Source organism: Methylophilus sp. 14 (assembly GCF_015354345.1).
Lineage (GTDB): Bacteria > Pseudomonadota > Gammaproteobacteria > Burkholderiales > Methylophilaceae > Methylophilus.
Genome location: NZ_JADKYS010000001.1, coordinates 177,300 through 195,036, shown reverse-complemented (window position 1 = coordinate 195,036; position 17,737 = coordinate 177,300). Strand labels below are relative to the sequence as shown.

At 48.5% G+C, this 17,737-nt stretch carries 23 protein-coding genes and 1 tRNA gene; 8 read left to right on the top strand and 16 right to left on the bottom strand.

The genetic code is table 11. The annotated features are described in order from the left end of the window. Positions 1-102: 102 nt before the first annotated feature. The 3 genes from INP78_RS01105 to INP78_RS01095 are packed head-to-tail and all read right to left on the bottom strand — an operon-like array spanning position 103 to position 2,604. The gene (locus INP78_RS01105) at positions 103-378 is read right to left on the bottom strand and encodes a TIGR03643 family protein (RefSeq protein WP_228522578.1); all 276 of its coding nucleotides are present in this window, start codon (positions 376-378) and stop codon (positions 103-105) included. Continuing rightward, positions 351-539 carry a YbdD/YjiX family protein gene (locus INP78_RS01100; RefSeq protein WP_194740376.1) on the bottom strand — a complete coding sequence of 63 codons (189 nt, stop codon included), beginning with the start codon at positions 537-539 and terminating at the stop codon, positions 351-353. The genes INP78_RS01105 and INP78_RS01100 overlap by 28 nt, the downstream gene beginning before the upstream one ends. Positions 540-552: 13 nt before the next feature. Then, positions 553-2,604, bottom strand: a complete 2,052-nt coding sequence (locus INP78_RS01095) for a carbon starvation CstA family protein (protein WP_194740375.1) — start codon at positions 2,602-2,604, stop codon at positions 553-555. 292 nt (positions 2,605-2,896) lie between these two features. Here INP78_RS01095 and INP78_RS01090 point away from each other — a divergent pair, with 292 nt between their 5' ends. Together INP78_RS01090 and INP78_RS01085 are read left to right on the top strand one after the other, a co-directional pair. Further along, positions 2,897-3,109, top strand: a complete 213-nt coding sequence (locus tag INP78_RS01090; RefSeq protein WP_194740374.1) for an ANTAR domain-containing protein — start codon at positions 2,897-2,899, stop codon at positions 3,107-3,109. A 108-nt stretch (positions 3,110-3,217) separates the two neighbouring features. Next, positions 3,218-3,293 (top strand) — tRNA-Val (locus INP78_RS01085). Positions 3,294-3,311: 18 nt separating this feature from the next. Here INP78_RS01085 and radC read toward each other — a convergent pair. Next, positions 3,312-3,986: a DNA repair protein RadC gene (gene radC / locus INP78_RS01080; protein ID WP_194740373.1), complete on the bottom strand. Its 675-nt coding sequence runs from the start codon at positions 3,984-3,986 to the stop codon at positions 3,312-3,314. Positions 3,987-3,998: 12 nt separating this feature from the next. After that, complete coding sequence (locus tag INP78_RS01075; protein WP_194740372.1) at positions 3,999-4,766, bottom strand: hypothetical protein; 768 nt, start codon at positions 4,764-4,766, stop codon at positions 3,999-4,001. Positions 4,767-4,866: 100 nt separating this feature from the next. On the opposite strand from INP78_RS01075, the gene coaBC reads away from it, so the two are divergent. From coaBC to rpmG, 5 genes are all read left to right on the top strand, one after another. Beyond that, on the top strand, positions 4,867-6,063 hold the full coding sequence (gene coaBC, locus INP78_RS01070) for a bifunctional phosphopantothenoylcysteine decarboxylase/phosphopantothenate--cysteine ligase CoaBC (protein ID WP_194740371.1): 1,197 nt from the start codon (positions 4,867-4,869) through the stop codon (positions 6,061-6,063). Between the two features lie 102 nt (positions 6,064-6,165). Then, positions 6,166-8,262: a TonB-dependent receptor gene (locus tag INP78_RS01065; RefSeq protein ID WP_194740370.1), complete on the top strand. Its 2,097-nt coding sequence runs from the start codon at positions 6,166-6,168 to the stop codon at positions 8,260-8,262. Between the two features lie 123 nt (positions 8,263-8,385). After that, entirely contained in the window at positions 8,386-8,838 is a 453-nt protein-coding gene (gene dut, locus INP78_RS01060) for a dUTP diphosphatase (protein ID WP_194740369.1), read from the top strand. Between the two features lie 95 nt (positions 8,839-8,933). Further along, the gene (gene rpmB / locus INP78_RS01055; protein ID WP_018986249.1) at positions 8,934-9,170 is read left to right on the top strand and encodes a 50S ribosomal protein L28; all 237 of its coding nucleotides are present in this window, start codon (positions 8,934-8,936) and stop codon (positions 9,168-9,170) included. A gap of 32 nt (positions 9,171-9,202) precedes the next feature. Next, entirely contained in the window at positions 9,203-9,358 is a 156-nt protein-coding gene (gene rpmG, locus INP78_RS01050) for a 50S ribosomal protein L33 (protein WP_013441158.1), read from the top strand. Between the two features lie 62 nt (positions 9,359-9,420). Here rpmG and INP78_RS01045 read toward each other — a convergent pair whose 3' ends face one another. Then, positions 9,421-10,716, bottom strand: coding sequence for a mechanosensitive ion channel family protein (locus INP78_RS01045; protein WP_194740368.1), 1,296 nt, complete (start codon positions 10,714-10,716; stop codon positions 9,421-9,423). A gap of 6 nt (positions 10,717-10,722) precedes the next feature. Next, positions 10,723-12,180: a magnesium transporter gene (mgtE, locus tag INP78_RS01040; protein WP_194740367.1), complete on the bottom strand. Its 1,458-nt coding sequence runs from the start codon at positions 12,178-12,180 to the stop codon at positions 10,723-10,725. 77 nt (positions 12,181-12,257) lie between these two features. Here mgtE and INP78_RS01035 point away from each other — a divergent pair, with 77 nt between their 5' ends. Beyond that, positions 12,258-12,497: a glutaredoxin family protein gene (locus tag INP78_RS01035; protein WP_194740366.1), complete on the top strand. Its 240-nt coding sequence runs from the start codon at positions 12,258-12,260 to the stop codon at positions 12,495-12,497. Between the two features lie 62 nt (positions 12,498-12,559). Here the strand turns inward: INP78_RS01035 and rplQ are convergent, their stop codons facing one another. From rplQ to rplO, 9 genes are all read right to left on the bottom strand, one after another. After that, positions 12,560-12,946 carry a 50S ribosomal protein L17 gene (rplQ, locus tag INP78_RS01030; RefSeq protein WP_019881247.1) on the bottom strand — a complete coding sequence of 129 codons (387 nt, stop codon included), beginning with the start codon at positions 12,944-12,946 and terminating at the stop codon, positions 12,560-12,562. A 33-nt stretch (positions 12,947-12,979) separates the two neighbouring features. Beyond that, positions 12,980-13,966: a DNA-directed RNA polymerase subunit alpha gene (rpoA, locus tag INP78_RS01025; RefSeq protein ID WP_018986254.1), complete on the bottom strand. Its 987-nt coding sequence runs from the start codon at positions 13,964-13,966 to the stop codon at positions 12,980-12,982. 56 nt (positions 13,967-14,022) lie between these two features. Next, positions 14,023-14,652 carry a 30S ribosomal protein S4 gene (gene rpsD, locus INP78_RS01020; RefSeq protein ID WP_194740365.1) on the bottom strand — a complete coding sequence of 210 codons (630 nt, stop codon included), beginning with the start codon at positions 14,650-14,652 and terminating at the stop codon, positions 14,023-14,025. Between the two features lie 47 nt (positions 14,653-14,699). Next, entirely contained in the window at positions 14,700-15,089 is a 390-nt protein-coding gene (rpsK, locus tag INP78_RS01015; RefSeq protein WP_018986256.1) for a 30S ribosomal protein S11, read from the bottom strand. 40 nt (positions 15,090-15,129) lie between these two features. Continuing rightward, the gene (rpsM, locus tag INP78_RS01010; protein WP_194740364.1) at positions 15,130-15,492 is read right to left on the bottom strand and encodes a 30S ribosomal protein S13; all 363 of its coding nucleotides are present in this window, start codon (positions 15,490-15,492) and stop codon (positions 15,130-15,132) included. A gap of 109 nt (positions 15,493-15,601) precedes the next feature. Continuing rightward, positions 15,602-15,715, bottom strand: coding sequence for a 50S ribosomal protein L36 (gene rpmJ / locus INP78_RS01005; protein ID WP_081620790.1), 114 nt, complete (start codon positions 15,713-15,715; stop codon positions 15,602-15,604). 24 nt (positions 15,716-15,739) lie between these two features. Then, positions 15,740-15,958 carry a translation initiation factor IF-1 gene (infA, locus tag INP78_RS01000; protein ID WP_019881241.1) on the bottom strand — a complete coding sequence of 73 codons (219 nt, stop codon included), beginning with the start codon at positions 15,956-15,958 and terminating at the stop codon, positions 15,740-15,742. Positions 15,959-15,960: 2 nt separating this feature from the next. After that, complete coding sequence (gene secY, locus INP78_RS00995; RefSeq protein WP_194740363.1) at positions 15,961-17,274, bottom strand: preprotein translocase subunit SecY; 1,314 nt, start codon at positions 17,272-17,274, stop codon at positions 15,961-15,963. 25 nt (positions 17,275-17,299) lie between these two features. Further along, complete coding sequence (gene rplO / locus INP78_RS00990; protein WP_024929372.1) at positions 17,300-17,737, bottom strand: 50S ribosomal protein L15; 438 nt, start codon at positions 17,735-17,737, stop codon at positions 17,300-17,302.

The window sequence follows — 17,737 nt, the reverse complement described above, 5'->3', positions numbered from 1 at the left end:
AGAAACACTAGGATTGTCGTTAAAATCTTATTTTAACTGAATCCGCAGCCGCATGCGCGCCTGAAACAGGTTTGTTACATTCGGCGCTGGCGATAAAAAATGCTAAGGCCGCACTTGCTTGTGCTGAAATGATGAACAGTGACGGTTCACGTCAGGATGGCGTAATGCCTTGTGTTTGGTCTGTTGACCACGCGTACGGGTACGCCAGGAGATAAAGGCCCCGCGTTTCAAATGCTGACGCATTACCGCGATCACCTCAGCCTGCCTAAGGCCAAACTGATGCTCAATCGCCTCAAATGGTGTGCGATCCTCCCACGCCATTTCGATGATGCGTGAAATATCGCCCTCACTCAACAGCAACGTTTTATGCCTGTCCATTTCTGATCCTGCCACTGTTTGAAAAAAGCCGCCCGCGTCAGCGGTGCCGGCGCACCAGCGTCAGCATGGTGCTCAGCATAATGGGCCAGATAGCGCTCATAGGCATCATCACCAGACAATTGGCGGATTCTCTGCCAAAAAAGGGTTAACGGGCGCGTCATGAGTCCCCCTCGACTAGTTTAAACGGCTGACAACATACGGCGTCTCGCTGCTCGGTAACACCGACTGGCCGGTGAGAGTTCGCCAGCTCATTCGCAGCATATCCAGCACCACTACCCACAACATGAGCACAAAAAACAGCGTGAGCCAGGCATCCAGTTGCTGATTAAAAATCAACTGCGGTGCCACCGCCGCTTTTTCTGGCGGCAATAAACCACTAGACAACTTGTATGACAAATCATTCGCCGCCGCAAAAAAACCGACACGCACATCGTCACTACAAATTTTTTCATAGGCGGCAGTGGTCGTGATCGTGAGCAACCACATCAATGGCATCCCTGTCATCCAGGCTTTGGACAACTTGCTGGATTTAATCAGCACACCGGTCGCAACCGATAAGGCTATCGCGGCCAGCATCTGGTTGGCAATGCCAAACAAGGGCCACAGGATATTGACACCACCGTTCGGGTCAATCACGCCGATATAAAGGAAGTAGCCCCAGCCAGCCACCACCAGCGCACTGGTCAATATGACAGAAGGCGTATAAGAGGTTTCACCCAGCTTGGGATGCAGGTTGCCTAGCATATCCTGCAGCATAAAGCGGCCGACACGAGTGCCTGCGTCCAGCGTGGTGAGGATAAAAATCGCTTCAAACATAATCGCAAAGTGATACCACAATGCGAGTAAGTGCTCACCAAAGACAGTGCCCAGAATGCTGGCCATGCCTACGGCCAGGCTAGGCGCGCCCCCCGTGCGGGCAAACAAGGTGTTTTCGCCCATGGCACTGGCTAAATGCTGCATTTGTGCGACGGTCACCTCATAACCCCAGCTACTGATGGTATTCACCGCATCCAGTGCCTCTTTCCCCACCACACCGGCCGGGCTGTTGATGGCGAAATAGACGCCTGGCTCCAGCACCGTGGCGGCAATCATGGCCATAATCGCGACAAAGCTTTCCAGCAACATGGCGCCATAGCCGATCATGCGGATATCACATTCACTGGTGATCAATTTTGGCGTCGTGCCGCTGGCGATCAAGGCATGAAAACCAGAAATCGCACCGCAGGCAATGGTGATAAACACGAACGGAAAAAGTTTTCCGCCAAAAATCGGGCCAGTGCCATCAATAAAAGGCGTGATGGCAGGCATATGGATTTCCGGCCGCAACCATAAAATCGCAATCGCCAGCATCAATACCGTGCCCAGTTTCATAAATGTGGACAAATAATCACGTGGCGCCAACAACAACCACACCGGCAACACCGCCGCCGCAAAACCATAGACGATCACGCCAAATGCCAGCGGTAAACCTTCATGGTCAAACAGTGCACCGAGCACAGGGTGGTGATCTACCCAGCCACCAAATACAACCGATGCCAGTAATAAAACCACTCCCAGCAGCGAGGCTTCGAGCACGCGGCCAGGGCGCAAGTAGCGCATATACACGCCCACCAGCATGGCAATCGGGATGGTAGCCGCCACGGTAGAGGTGCCCCACGGACTGTGTTTCATCGCATTCACCACCACCAGGCCCAGCACGGCAATCAGAATGATCATGATGAGAAAAGTCCCTATCATTGCTGCCGTGCCGCCAATGGCGCCAATTTCGTCACGCGCCATTTGCCCCAGGCTGCGGCCATTGCGCCGCGTAGACAAAAACAGCGTGACCATATCTTGCACAGCGCCGCCCAGCACCGCACCAATCAATATCCACAAGGTGCCTGGCAGGTAACCAAATTGCGCCGCCAGGGTCGGCCCGACCAATGGCCCAGGCCCTGCAATCGCGGCAAAATGGTGACCAAACACCACCCAGCGATTGGTCGGCACATAATCGCGCCCATTATTCAAGCGCTCCGCTGGCGTCGCCCGCGTGGCATCAATGGCCAGCACATTGGCCGCAATCCAGGCCGCATAAAAGCGATAAGCAATCAAATACACACACACCGCGGCCGTAATCAGCCACAGTGCATTTAATGTCTCCCCCCGCGCCATGGCGACATGTGCCAACGCAGCTGCCCCCAGCAAGGCCAACGCGGCCCAGCCTGCACGACTCGCAAAAGCTTTCATAATGATGAAATTCTTTCCTGTTTTTTAATGATTCGCACTGTAACAAAAAGGCTCACCATGCGCAAAAAACACCACAAAAATGCCATAGGTGAGCGACATCCGTTGCTGTGGTGCAACGGCACTGCCGTGGTGCACAGAAACACCGGCGCACAGCAGCCCACCATCGCAAGAATCAGAAGAATTATTGTTTAAAATCATCACATTAACAAAAACTCACCAATTGGCATGCAGATTGCTAAATTGTAATAGCAAATTTTTCAATGATTAAGTAATGAGACCCGCCGCCCCCAACATGTCAGCTTCAGCTTTCACCAAACCGCACATCATCCTTAGCACGGAAGACCAGAAACTGGTCGACTCTGCCAAAGAGATTTTGATGCATCAGCGCGACCTGAGTGAGGAGCAAGCGTATTCTCTACTCTCAGAAATGGCGGACAAGCGTAAAACCGGCATGGCAGATATTTCACTGCAATTAATCAACATCACCAAACGATTGACGGTTTAAACGATTGACGGTTTTAACCAGGACAATCACCGCTACGCAAACAATTTATCAACGGGCTCTTGCAGTAAAAAAGAGTTTCGGTATAATGCGCCCTTCGTTGCAAGGCACGGGTGCTTAGCTCAGTTGGTAGAGCGTCGCCCTTACAAGGCGAATGTCAGCGGTTCGACCCCGTTAGCACCCACCACCTCCCTGCCTGCACCGCTCAAATTAATCCCCGCTCACTAAACGAAAACGTTTCCTGCCTGGCCACGATAATGTGATCCAGCACCTTGATATCCACCAGGTTTAATGCGTCTTTCAAGCTAATGGTTAATTGCTCATCGGCACGACTGGGCACCGCCGTGCCGCCAGGATGGTTATGACTCAAGATCAGGGCCGCCGCATTTAAGGCCAGCGCGCGCTTTACAACCTCTCGCGGATAAACACTGGTTTGCATCAAACTGCCCTCAAATAAGGTTTCATAGGCAATCAGGCGATTCTGTGCATCCAGAAACATGATGCCAAACACCTCACGTTGCAGGTGCGATAATTGCAATTGCAAATAGTCTTTGACCTGGGCAGGCGAACGGAAACTATCTTTTTGCTGCAGAGTTTCACCCAGCGCACGCTTGCTCATCTCCAGCACGGCCTGCAACTGGCAGTATTTACTCTCCCCCATGCCTGGCACTGCCGTCATCTGTTGCACATCCGCCGAAAAAACACCATTCAAGCTTTGAAAATGCTGTAACAGGTCGCGCGCCAGATCCACCGCGGTTTTGCCTGCCATGCCGACACGCAGAAAAATGGCTAGCAACTCCGCATCCGACAGCGCCGCGGCACCAGCACGCATCAGCTTCTCGCGGGGTCGTTCCTGTTCTGGCCAATCGGTGATTGCCATCACGCCTCCCGTTTATTTTGACCAACCAATTTCACGCGCGGTTGGCCTACCGATCACCACGGCGTCTAGGTCTTTGGCCATGCGCGCTTTTTGTGCGGTTTGTGGCACTTTACCCGCCATCACCTCAGCCATGGCCTGCGGGTAGAGCGGTTGCGCATAAGGCTCGGCGTATCCTTGCGGGAACACCGGCAGGCTTGTGCTCAAGTCATATTTATCAGAGGCACTTAAGGTATGCAGCAACTCGTGGCTGATAATAATGGCATTGGTCGCATGCTGGCTTTTTTCAGCGAACAGATTCACTCGGCCAATGCGGCCTTTGTGCAAAGCGGTGGAGTGTAATAAATGGCGGTGCTGGGACGGGTCGTGGTACAACAGATATAACTTGATATCAATAGGCACGCCGACCTCAGGCTGATGGCCCCAGCTAAACCACCTGAACTTGAGGCTCCACAGGATGATATCCAGTAACTGGCCATTAACCGCAGGCGGCGCGGGCGGGATATCGTGAATTTCAGGGCCTAAGTAAATCGTCACCGGGCGACGCAAAGGCAACTGGTATTTCAAGGCTTCGCGCGAGAAAAACTGCGCAATCATGTCGAAGTCCTGGGCACGCAAACTGGCAATATAGGCATCCACCACAGGCGTACCATCGGCATTGATCGGGTACACCGCGACATTCAAAGGCTTGCGCCATTGCAGGGTTTGATACTCTTGCCACAGCTGCATCAATGCAGTCAGCACTACAACCACCCAGAAAAGAATCCTGACTAACTTTATCATGCGCTCCACCCCATTGATGACTCAATGTTAACATTTTTAAAGAAAATGCCACATAGCCGAGAAATGGCAATTACAGACGCTTTACAGTTAAAATGCAGCCATGATTCCAACGCACTCACATTCTCGTCATCTACTGCTCGGCGTGACTGGCGGCATTGCCGCCTATAAAACGGCAGAACTGGTTCGCTTACTGGTCAAACAAGGCCATAGCGTACAAGTGGTGATGACAGAAGCAGCGACCCACTTCATCACCCCCACCACGTTACAGGCGCTGTCCGGCAATCCGGTGTTTGTCGATAGCTGGGATCAACGTATCCCCAACGGCATGCCACACATCGAACTCAGCCGCAAAGCCGATGCCATTTTAGTGGCACCTGCCAGTGCAGACTTTATCGCCAAACTGGCACATGGCTTTGCCAACGACTTACTCTCTACATTATGCCTTGCACGTGAGTGCCCACTACTGGTTGCGCCAGCAATGAATCGGCAAATGTGGGAGAACCCGGTGACACAACGTAACATCGTGCAATTGCAACAGGACGGCATCAGCACATTAGGCCCCGATAGCGGAGAACAGGCTTGCGGTGAGGTTGGTCAAGGCCGAATGTTGGAACCCACAGATTTACTAGAAGCGTTAAATAGTTTTTTTACGCCCAAGCTGCTGGCAGGCAAAAAGATACTCATCACCGCTGGCGCCACGCTGGAAAAAATAGACCCAGTACGCGGCATCACCAACCTGAGTAGCGGAAAAATGGGCTATGCGCTGGCCCAGGTCGCCATGCGCATGGGCGCAGAAGTGACATTAGTGCACGGTCACGCAAGTGCCACGCGCCCGGCAACCAGCCACGCCTACTTTGCCAGCAGCGCGCAAGACATGTACCAAACCGTAATGCAGCATATTGCCAGCCAGGACATTTTCATAGGCGTCGCGGCTGTCGCCGACTACAGGCCAGATGTTTCCTCTGCACAGAAAATCAAAAAAAGTGAGGAGTCACTCACAGTGACACTCGTCAAAAACAAAGACATTCTGGCGGATGTTGCCTCGTTACCCAACCCGCCCTATTGTGTTGGGTTTGCGGCAGAAACCGAACAGGTTATAGAATATGCAAAACAAAAACGGCTGGCGAAACGTATCCCGCTGATTGTGGCCAACCACGCTAACACCGCCATGGGCAGCGATCAAAACACCGTCACCATCATCGACGAACACGGTGAATATGCCTTGGGCATAGACGATAAAATTAACATTGCGTTCAAACTCTTAACCCACCTTAAAAGCCAATTTGATCCAAAATAATTAAATCGGTATTTCTCAGTATTTTCATGAAAATACTGAGCGGCCCAAGCTTACACTCAGCTTACAATCGCGCGGTCAAATTTCAATGTATAGAGAATCATCATGCGCGCGTTACGCCTTGCACCTATTTATATTGCCATCTCCACGGCATTCAATACTCCGGCATTTGCCGATGAAGAGACGACAATCACGCTGTCGCCAGTGGTAGTCACTGCCACCCGCCAGGCCCAAAATAGCTTTGATTTGCCAGTCGCCATTGATGTCGTTGAACAAAAAAACATCAAAGACGGCCAGTTGCAAATGAACCTGTCTGAAAGCCTGATTCGCGTGCCTGGCCTCACGGCACAAAACCGGACCCAACAAGCACAAGACCCGCAAATTTCCAGCCGCGGCTTCGGCTCACGTTCATCCTTCGGTGTGCGCGGCATCCGCGTGTATGTTGATGGCATTCCACTCACCATGCCCGATGGCCAAGGCCAACCTGGCGTTGTCGATTTATCATCGATTAAAAGCATAGAAGTGATGCGCGGCCCGTTCTCTTCCCTGTACGGCAACTCGTCTGGCGGTGTGATTCAGATGTTCACTAAAGATGCGCCTGCTACCCCTACAGTAGGCGCCACGACCATGTTTGGGAGTTATGACACCAAGCGCAATGTGTTGGAAGCTGCAGGCAAATCCGAGGGCGTTGAATACTTACTCAACGTTTCAAACTTTGAATCAAATGGTTACCGTGATCACAGTATCAGTGACAAAAAAATGGCGACGGCAAAGTTTAAATTTAACATTAGCGAAGACACCAAGCTGACAACACTTGTGAACTGGTTTGAACAAGATGCTCAGGATCCGCTTGGTTTGCGTCGTGATGCAACGGCAAATGATCCATCAGCCTTTAGCAACCCGAAAGCTGTACCAAATAGTGCATTACGGGCTAACACACGCGTTAGTCGTAGCCATACACAAGTAGGCTTCAACCTAGAGCACGCCTTCAACGAGAACAACTCTATCAACCTTGTAAACTACGTGGGCACAAGAGAAAACCTGCAATACTTATCGACCAGTGCAACCACTGCTGCTGGTCGCGCCAGTCAAATCTCACGTGAATTTTGGGGGACTGATTTACGTTGGAACAACAATGGTGAAATATTAGGAAAAAAATATAACTTCCATATTGGCGCGAACTATGGAAAGTCCAGTGACGATCGATTGGACATTAATACAACCAATGGCGTCATCAACAACACGCTGAATCGCGATGAAGAAAATATCTCAACGAATTACGACCGCTACATGCAAGGTACCCTATCGGCGACAGACTCAATCGATATTCATGCCGGCTTAAGAAGAACTAAAGTTAACCTTAAAGTGAAGGATAACTTCAGCGGGTTTGGTGACAATAGCGGCTCCGTGTCTTACAACAAAACCAACCCGGTCATTGGCATCATTTGGAAAGCCAAACCTGAATTGAATTTTTATGCGAACTACGGCAAGGGTTTTGAAACTCCAACGTTCGTTGAGGCCGCTTATAATTCCACCACAAGTGGTGCAACACCCAATTTAAGTTTAAAACCGAGCACTAGCGAAAACTTTGAAATCGGCACAAAAGCATATATCACTGATAACACACGTGCAAACTTAGCGCTTTACTACATCAAGACAGATGATGAAATTGTGGCAAGTTTTACAGATGCTTTCAACAGAAGCATCTTTAGTAACGCCAACAAAACCGTAAGAAAGGGTGCAGAACTATCTATCGACTCAACCTTTGAAAATAATATTTCCACCTACTTTGCGTATACATTATTAAACGCAAAGTTTGACTCTGACTTCACAGGTGCAAATGGCCTGATTGAATCTGGCAATCGCATTCCAGGGACATATAGCAATCAAGCTTACGGTGAAGTTCGCTGGAGATATGAGCCATTGGGATTTCATACGGCGTTTGAAACTCGCTACAACAGCAAGGTCTACGTCAATGATAGAAATACAGATGCAGCTTCGTCATATACCATATTCAATATTAGAGCTGGTTTTGAGCAAACACTGAAAAACTGGTATTTCAAAGAATATGTTCGTATCGAAAACCTTTCTGATAAAGAATACATTGGCTCTGTCCGCATCAATGATGGCAACCAACGCTTCTTCGAACCTGCCGCCGGCCGCAACTACCTACTTGGTTTAAGCGCGCAATATAAATTCTAAATATTGTCCTTATTTGCAAAGCCAGCAGCTGCTGGCTTTTTTGTTGCTGACTAATTATCGTAATCAGTGATTTTCAGCCATATTTCGTGTTTAATAGCGCAATATTTTTCTGGAGCATGCAGCATGTCGATTACCGTAGACCTCAAGATTCTTGACCCCCGTTTGCATCACATGATGCCTAGCTACGCCACGCCAGGTTCTGCTGGCCTTGACTTACGCGCCTGTATTGAGCACACGCAAACCATACAGCCGGGCGAGACTATTATGATTCCGACCGGCATGGCGATACACATCGACAATACTTATTATGCGGCCATGATTCTGCCGCGCTCAGGCCTGGGCCATAAGCACGGCATTGTGCTGGGCAACCTGGTGGGGCTGATCGACTCTGACTATCAAGGCCAGTTATTGGTCTCGTGCTGGAACCGCAGCAAAGAACCATTTATTTTGAACCCGATGGAGCGTGTGGCGCAGATGGTGATTGTGCCTGTGGTGCAGGCAGATTTTCATATTGTGGACGAATTTACCAGCAGCGAACGTGGTGAAGGTGGCTTTGGCAGCACAGGCAAGCACTAATTGTTTGAAAAATGACAATAATCGCTTGATTTGTGTATACGATTCAATCTATAATCTCGCTCTTTCTGAAAAGATAAAAGTATTTGGAGACAACCATGGCACGTGTATGTCAGGTAACCGGTAAAAAACCAATGGTGGGCAACAATGTTTCTCACGCACAAAACAAAACAAGACGTCGTTTCTTGCCTAACTTGCAAAACCGTAAGTTTTGGGTTGAGAGCGAAAACCGCTGGGTAAGCCTGCGTATTACCAACGCTGCTTTGCGTACGATCGACAAAAATGGTATCGACGCTGTGTTGGCTGATTTGCGCGCTGCTGGCGAAAAAATCTAACTCGCGACATTAGTCGATAAAAGGACAATATCATGCGTGAAAAAATCAAATTGGAATCCAGTGCTGGTACAGGTCATTTCTATACCACCACAAAAAACAAACGTACTATGCCTGAGAAAATGGAGATCAAGAAATTTGACCCAGTTGCTCGTAAGCATGTGATGTACAAAGAAACTAAATTGAAATAATTTTAGTTTTAAGCATTAATAAAAAAGCCTGCCTATGCGGGCTTTTTTATTGTCATCTCCCACTAACCAGCAGCAACTGATGCGCCTTGGGCGGAAATAATACGCACATCGCGCTGTGGGTATGGAATCTGAATATTTTCAGCTTTAAAGCGCTGCCAGACAGCGTAGTAGATCTCACTTTGCAGTTTTGCCGAACCTTCCTCTGGATCAGCCACCCAAACAGAGAGTTGCAAATCGATTCCATTATCTCCAAAGGCTTTAATAATCACATCTACAGCAGAATCCTCTTTCATTGTACGCTGATGCGACTGCCCAACCTCTTTGAGAATCTTGATGGCCACATCCAAATCACTTTCATAGGACACTTGAATGGGAATAGGCACTTTTGCTTTATGAGCAGCAGAGGTATGGTTTATCACCACGTCTGTAATCATGGTTTCGTTAGGGATAATTACCTCAGTTCCATCAAGCTTACGCAGGATCATATAACGTGAACGCAACTCTTTCACGATACCGTAATGACTGCTGATTGTGACAATATCTCCCATATGCAGAGACTTATCCATGAGAATAATAAATCCACTGACATAATTGCTGGCAATTTTCTGCAGACCAAAGCCCAAACCTACGCCAAGCGCCCCGCCAAACACCGACAGCATCGTTATATCGATACCAACTGCTGCCATAGACATTAGCAGAGCAATGACAATGGCCACCATACGCACCAGCTTGACCATAATCACGCGCCAGTTACTATTGATATTGGTCGACGCCATTAAGCGCAACTCAATCATTCGGCTTAACCACAAGGCGACCAACATGGTAATGACGATGGTCAGCCCGCCCTGGATCAGTAACAACAGATTCAACTTCTGTTTGCCAACGCTAAACTTCACATCTTCCAGAATCTGCAAGGCAGGATCGAGAAAGCCGCTGATATGCAACGCCACCACCACCCATACGCACCAGGCAATCACGCGCTCAAACGAGTGCAACCAGGCGCTGGGCGAGAATACATAACGCAACACATAAACCAGGCTGCGGATAATGACCATCGCCAGCAGCATGCGCGCTGCTAGCCGCAACAAGCCGACATGCATAAAGCCTCCAAGCGAATAGCGCGCAATCACCAACAACAGAAAAGCCACAAACGGGAAAAACAGGCGCTCAATGCCACCCAACAGCATTTTATAAACGGTGTTCACTTTGCCTGCTGCAATCTGCTTGCGCAGGTGCCAATTAAGCAAACCGCTCACAGCCAGAATCACACTAAATACAAACAACTGCCACAAGGCAGACACCGTACTCAGGTCCTGAACAATTTCTTTCCAGAGAATATTAATATCGTTATCCATCATAGCGTTTTACAACAAAAAGATTGTGGCCAGGCCAAGGAAGATCATGAAACCACCGCTGTCGGTCAAGGCAGTAATCAACACACTTGAGCCAACTGCCGGATCACGGCCCAATTTGTTCATGACCAGCGGGATCATGACGCCGATAATCGCCGCCAACAACAAGTTGAGCGCCATCGCTGCCATCATCACCAAGCCCAATGCCGCATTATGGTACAACCAGTATGCAATCAGCCCCAACACCCCACCCCAGAGCAGACCATTGAGCAAGGCAACCCCCATCTCCTTTTGCAGCAATGACTTCATGTGATAGCCGGAAATTTGCCCCAGGGCCAAACCACGCACAATCATGGTGGTGGTTTGATTACCCGAGTTTCCGCCAATGCCGGCAACAATCGGCATCAGCGCAGCCAGCGCCACGATTTTCTCGATACTGCCTTCAAACAGACCAATCACACGCGAAGCCACCAATGCGGTGACCAGGTTGATCGCCAGCCAGGCCCAACGGTTTTGCACTGACTTCCAGATCGAGGCAAAAAAGTCCTCTTCTTCGCGCAAACCGGCCAAGGACAACATGTCCGCCTCAGCTTCTTCACGGATAATATCCATGACCGTATCCACGGTAATGCGCCCGACCAGCTTACGGTTATTGTCGACCACCGGTGCCGTCACCAGGTCATAGCGCTCAAACGCCATCGCCGCCTGGTCGGCCATGTCTTCTGGATGAAATACCACCGCATCGCTAGACATAATGTCGCCAACCCGCGTCTCCGGGTCATTAAGAATAATGCGTTTAAGTGGCAACACGCCTTGCAGGATGTCATCGCGGTTAATGACAAATAACTTATCGGTATGGTCGGGGAATTTTGGCAGCCGGCGCAGGTAACGCAACACAACTTCCAGCGTGATATCGTCACGGATGGTCACGATATCGAAATCCATAATAGAGCCCACCGTATCGTCAGGATAAGACAGTGCCGATTGCAAGCGTTCGCGGTGTTGCGTATCCAGGCTATACAGCAAGTCCTGCAATACGTCTTTTGGCAAGTCAGGCGCCAAGTCCGCCAGCTCGTCAGTGTCCAATTGCTCGGCAGCAGCCAGCAACTCGTCACTATCCATGTCCGCGATCAGGGTTTGGCGAACTGCGTCGGAAGCTTCCAGCAGGATCTCGCCATCACGATCAGCTTTCACCAGATCCCACACCATTAAACGATCATCTAATGGCAAGGATTCCAGGATGTAGGCCACGTCAGCCGGATGCAACTGATCCAGCTTGTGCTGCAGAATACTCAGGTTTTGCTTGTGAACCAGGCTCTCGACCAGATCATGCTTAGGCATATCCTGCCTATGCACGACATGCTCAACCAGCTTGTGCTTATCCAGCAAGTGGATCACCTGTTGCAAAGTCTCGCTCAGGCTTTCCTTGCCTTCGGTCACTTTCTCATCTTGTTCGTGAATTTCTGTCATGCATTATCCAATGTTGAGCAGGCGTTATTTTTGCAGGTATCATTGTACAAAGCGTTGATGACACTACCTAGAGTTTTATGCAAAACCAATTGATATTATTCGGCACCCAAGGTTGCCATCTCTGTGAGGATGCTGAGCAACTGTTACAGGCACTGAACCTGCCTTATGAATACCTAGACATCATTGATGACGAAAAATTGCTACAGCGCTATGAAATCAGCATTCCCGTGCTCATGCAGAAGTCACCCAGCAACGCAAAAGAGCTGTATTGGCCATTCACCGCGGATACGATTAGCCATTGGCTTGAGAGCAACTAAATAGCTACTTTAGAAAATAAAAAAGCCAGCTTTCGCTGGCTTTTTTATACATGCGTCATGCCTTATTCTGCTGCTGGTGCTTCTGCCACTTCTGGGCGATCAACCAACTCTACGAACGCCATTGGAGCATTGTCACCTTGACGGAAACCACACTTCAAAATGCGCAGGTAACCGCCATTACGTGCATTGTAACGTGGACCCAGTTCACCGAACAATTTACCAACGATGTCACGGTCACGCAGACGGCTGAAAGCCAGACGACGGTTTGCCAAGGTAGGTGTTTTACCCAGCGTGATCAATGGCTCTGCATATTTACGCAGTTCCTTTGCTTTAGGCAAAGTTGTTTTGATCACTTCGTGACGCAGCAAAGAGGTCACCATGTTGCGGAACATGGCTGCGCGGTGGCTGCTGGTTCTGTTCAATTTACGATTGCTATTACCGTGACGCATAGTAATTTCCTTAAGTATTTATCTGATCAGGAATTAAGCTTTTTCCAGACCAACAGGTGGCCAGTTTTCCAGCTTCATTCCCAGTGTCAGGCCTTTAGAGGCCAACACGTCTTTAATTTCATTCAATGATTTTCTACCCAGGTTAGGCGCTTTCAGCAATTCGTTTTCTGTACGCTGAATCAGATCACCAATGTAGAAAATGTTTTCTGCTTTGAGGCAGTTGGCAGAACGTACTGTCAATTCCAGGTCATCAACCGGACGCAACAGGATAGGATCTACCTGTGGAGCCGCTTTCACTTCAACATCAGCAGAAGCACCTTCCAGATTTGCAAACACGGACAACTGACCAATCAGGATACGTGCAGCATCACGAATCGCCTGCTCAGGCTCAATAATGCCGTTAGTCTCAACATCCATAATCAGTTTGTCGAGGTCAGTACGTTGCTCAACGCGTGCGCTCTCAACATGGTAGCTCACTTTGTTGATCGGGCTGAAAGAAGCATCCACCATCATAAAGCCCAATACACGATCTTCATCGTTGGCTTTTTGACGGGCTGGCACTGGCTGGTAGCCACGACCCATTTCAACTTTCACTTCCAGGTTCAACTTGCCACCTTTGGTGATGTTAGCAATAATGTGGTTCGGGTTAACGATCTCAGCATCATGACCAACTTCAAAGTCACCTGCAGTTACAATGCCTTCACCAGATTTGTTCAATACCAAAATGGTTTCGGTTTTGTTGTGCAGCTTTAAGGCAACACCTTTCAGGTTCAGCAAGATGTCAACAACGTCTTCCTGTACGCCTTCAATGGTGGAGTACTCATGTACAACACCATCAATTTTTACTTCAGTAATGGCAAAACCCGGGATGGAAGAAAGCAACACTCTTCTCAACGCATTACCCAAGGTATAGCCAAAGCCACGTTCCATTGGCTCTAAAGTCACACGTGCACGCAGTGGAGTAATCACTTCAACGTCCACAACACGTGGCTTCAAATAATCTGTAGGGTTATTTTGCATACAACTCCTTGAAGTAATTGGGTAGTAACAAGTAATCCTTAGCCTAAGCTAAGCGATTACTTGGAATACAATTCAACGATCAATGATTCATTGATGGTAGCAGGCAGCTCATCACGCTGAGGTTTAGCCTTGAACTTACCAGACAATGCTTTGACGTCGACTTCCAACCACTCAGGGAAACCACGTTGTTCAGCCGCTTCAACCGCAGCTTTAATACGCAATTGTGTTTTTGATTTATCAGCCACAGTAATCACGTCACCTGCCTTCACTTGATATGAAGGGATGTTTACGCGCTTGCCGTTAACCAAAATGCTGTTATGACGCACTACTTGACGTGCTTCAGAACGTGAACCAGCCAGACCCATGCGATATGCTACGTTGTCCAGACGGGACTCCAGCAATTGCAACAGGTTCTCACCAGTAATGCCTTTTTGACGATCAGCTTCAGCGTAGTAAGTACGGAATTGACCTTCCAGAACGCCGTAAATACGACGTACTTTTTGCTTCTCGCGCAATTGCACGCCGTAGTCAGACAGACGTGAGTTGCGGCGCTGACCATGCTGACCTGGTGCGAAGTTGCGCTTTTCAATTGCGCATTTGTCTGTAAAGCATTTTTCTGCTTTCAGAAACAGTTTTTCACCTTCACGACGGCATTGACGGCATTTAGGGTCTAAATTTCTAGCCAAAATAGTTCTCCAGTAATCGATTCGCTAATTTATCGAAGCGAAATGAATTAAATTCTGCGTTTTTTCGGTGGACGGCAGCCGTTATGTGGCACCGGGGTCACATCAGTAATGCTGGTGATTTTAAAACCGGCAGCATTCAACGCACGCACAGCGGATTCACGACCTGGACCTGGACCCTTGATACGCACTTCCAGATTTTTCACACCGGATTCCTGAGCAGCTTTACCAGCCACTTCAGAAGCTACCTGTGCAGCAAATGGAGTACTTTTACGTGAACCTTTAAAACCTTGACCACCGGAAGTAGCCCATGACAACGCATTGCCTTGACGATCGGTAATCGTAATAATCGTGTTGTTAAAAGAAGCGTGCACGTGAGCGATACCCTCGGCAATATTCTTTTTAACTTTTTTTCTAACGCGTACATTAGCTTTTGCCATGTTGTACTGTCCTTAATATCTACTGATGTTCAATAAAAGATTATTTAGCTTGCTTGATGGCTTTAACCGGACCTTTGCGAGTACGCGCATTGGTTTTGGTACGCTGACCGCGTACTGGCAAGCCACGACGATGGCGAATACCGCGATAGCAACCCAAGTCCATCAAACGCTTGATGTTCATGGTTACTTCACGACGCAAATCACCTTCTACAGTGTATTTAGCCACTTCGTCACGCAGCTTTTCAACTTCTGAGTCGCTCAGGTCTTTTACCTTTGCTGTTGTCAGTACACCAGCCGCAGCACAGATTTTCTGCGCAGTATCGCGACCAATACCGTAAATAGAGGTCAAAGCAATTTCTGCATGTTTGTGGTTTGGGATATTTACCCCGGCAATACGAGCCATACTTAAACTCCAATAATCAATCGTTTTTAACGATCAAACTTGTGCGTAGAAAAGAAAAGCCGCATATTATATCAGCCAATCAATACTCTCACAAGCAAATGTTTTACCATTAACCTTGACGTTGTTTATGACGTGGGTCAGTACAAATAATACGAACAACGCCGCGACGTCTTACTACTTTACAGTTACGGCATAATGTTTTAACTGATGCGCGAACTCTCATCTTACTTTCCTTTATTTAATTCACTTACTTTGCGCGGAATGTAATTCGCGCACGGGTTAAATCATATGGGGTCATTTCTACTGTGACTTTGTCACCAGGTAAGATACGTATGTAGTGCATGCGCATCTTGCCTGAAATATAACCAAGCACAGTATGACCGTTTTCAAGTTTCACTTTAAAAGTTGCATTGGGCAAGTTTTCAAGAATCTCGCCTTGCATCTCAATGCGATCCTCTCGTGCCATTGCTACTTGCCCGTTCCTTTAAAATTGGCTTTTTTCAGCAATCCCTCATACTGTTGTGACATCAGATGTGATTGCACCTGCGTCATAAAGTCCATCGTCACGACAACGATAATCAACAATGAAGTACCACCAAAATAGAACGGGGTATTAAACTTCAACACTAAAAACTCTGGCAACAAACAAACCAGCGTAATGTACAGCGCACCAATCAGCGTCAAACGTCCCATGATGCGATCAATGTATTTAGCGGTTTGATCACCAGGACGAATCCCCGGGACAAACGCACCACTCTTCTTCAGGTTATCTGCCGTTTCTTTCGGATTGAATACCAATGCCGTGTAGAAGAAGGCAAAAAACAAAATCGCGGCAGCAAATAACAAGATGTATAAAGGCTGGCCTGGGGAGAGTTTTGCACTCACATCCTTCAACCAGTACATATGTTCACTGCTACCAAACCAGCCAGCCAATGTGGCCGGGAACAAAATAATACTTGAAGCGAAAATCGGTGGAATCACACCTGACATATTCAGCTTCAGTGGCAAGTGCGTAGACTGACCACCATAAATACGGTTACCTACCTGGCGCTTGGCGTAGTTCACGGTAATCTTGCGTTGGCCACGTTCAACAAACACAACCAGCGCAGTCACCAGAATCACTGCTACAAACAGGAACATCACCAATGGAATGGAGAATGCACCGGTTTTTGCCAGATCCAGCGTACTACCAATCGCGTGCGGCAAACCTGCCACGATACCCGCGAAAATAATGATTGAGATGCCGTTACCGATACCACGCTCGGTAATCTGCTCACCCAACCACATCAAAAACATTGTGCCAGCCACCAAGGTGGTCACGGCAGTAATACGGAATGCAAAGCCTGGATCCAATACCAGACCAGCCTGGCCTTCCAGCGCAATGGCAATGCCTAATGCCTGGAAAGTTGCCAACAACACCGTACCGTAACGGGTGTATTTGGTGATCTGACGACGGCCAGCTTCGCCTTCTTTTTTCAGTTGCTCCAGCTGTGGTGAAACCACTGTCAGCAACTGCATAATAATTGAGGCAGAAATGTAAGGCATGATGCCGAGGGCAAACACGGTGAAGCGTGACAACGCACCACCGGAGAACATGTTAAACATGCCCAAAATGCCATCTTTCTGCGTATCAAACAACTGCTTTAAAACAGTTGGATCAATGCCTGGCACTGGAATATGCGCACCTAAGCGGTAAACCACCAATGCGCCCAACAAGAACCACAAACGGCTTTTTAATTCGCCAAGTTTGCTTACGGAACTTAAGATATTATCCTGTGCCAAGCTGATACTCTTTTCTTACAACTGATTACACTTCCAGTACTTTTCCGCCAGCAGATTCGATGGCAGCTTGAGCACCTTTAGTCAACAACAACCCTTGAACCTGTACTTTGGCAGCAACTTCACCAGACAGGTAAACCTTCACTGCTTTTGCAGAAACTGGTACCAATTTGGCTGCTTTCAGAGACAAGATATCGATCACTTCAGCATCTACCAAAGCCAACTCACTCGTACGGATACGTGCAGTGTCAGCTTGTGTCAGTGAGTTAAAACCACGTTTTGGCAGACGACGTTGCAAAGGCATTTGACCGCCTTCGAAACCGACTTTATGAAAACCGCCAGCACGGGATTTTTGACCTTTATGACCACGGCCACCAGTTTTACCCAAACCAGAGCCAATGCCACGACCTAAACGACGAGGTGCTTTTTTTGCGCCTGCAGCAGGCTTAATCGTGTTTAATTGCAT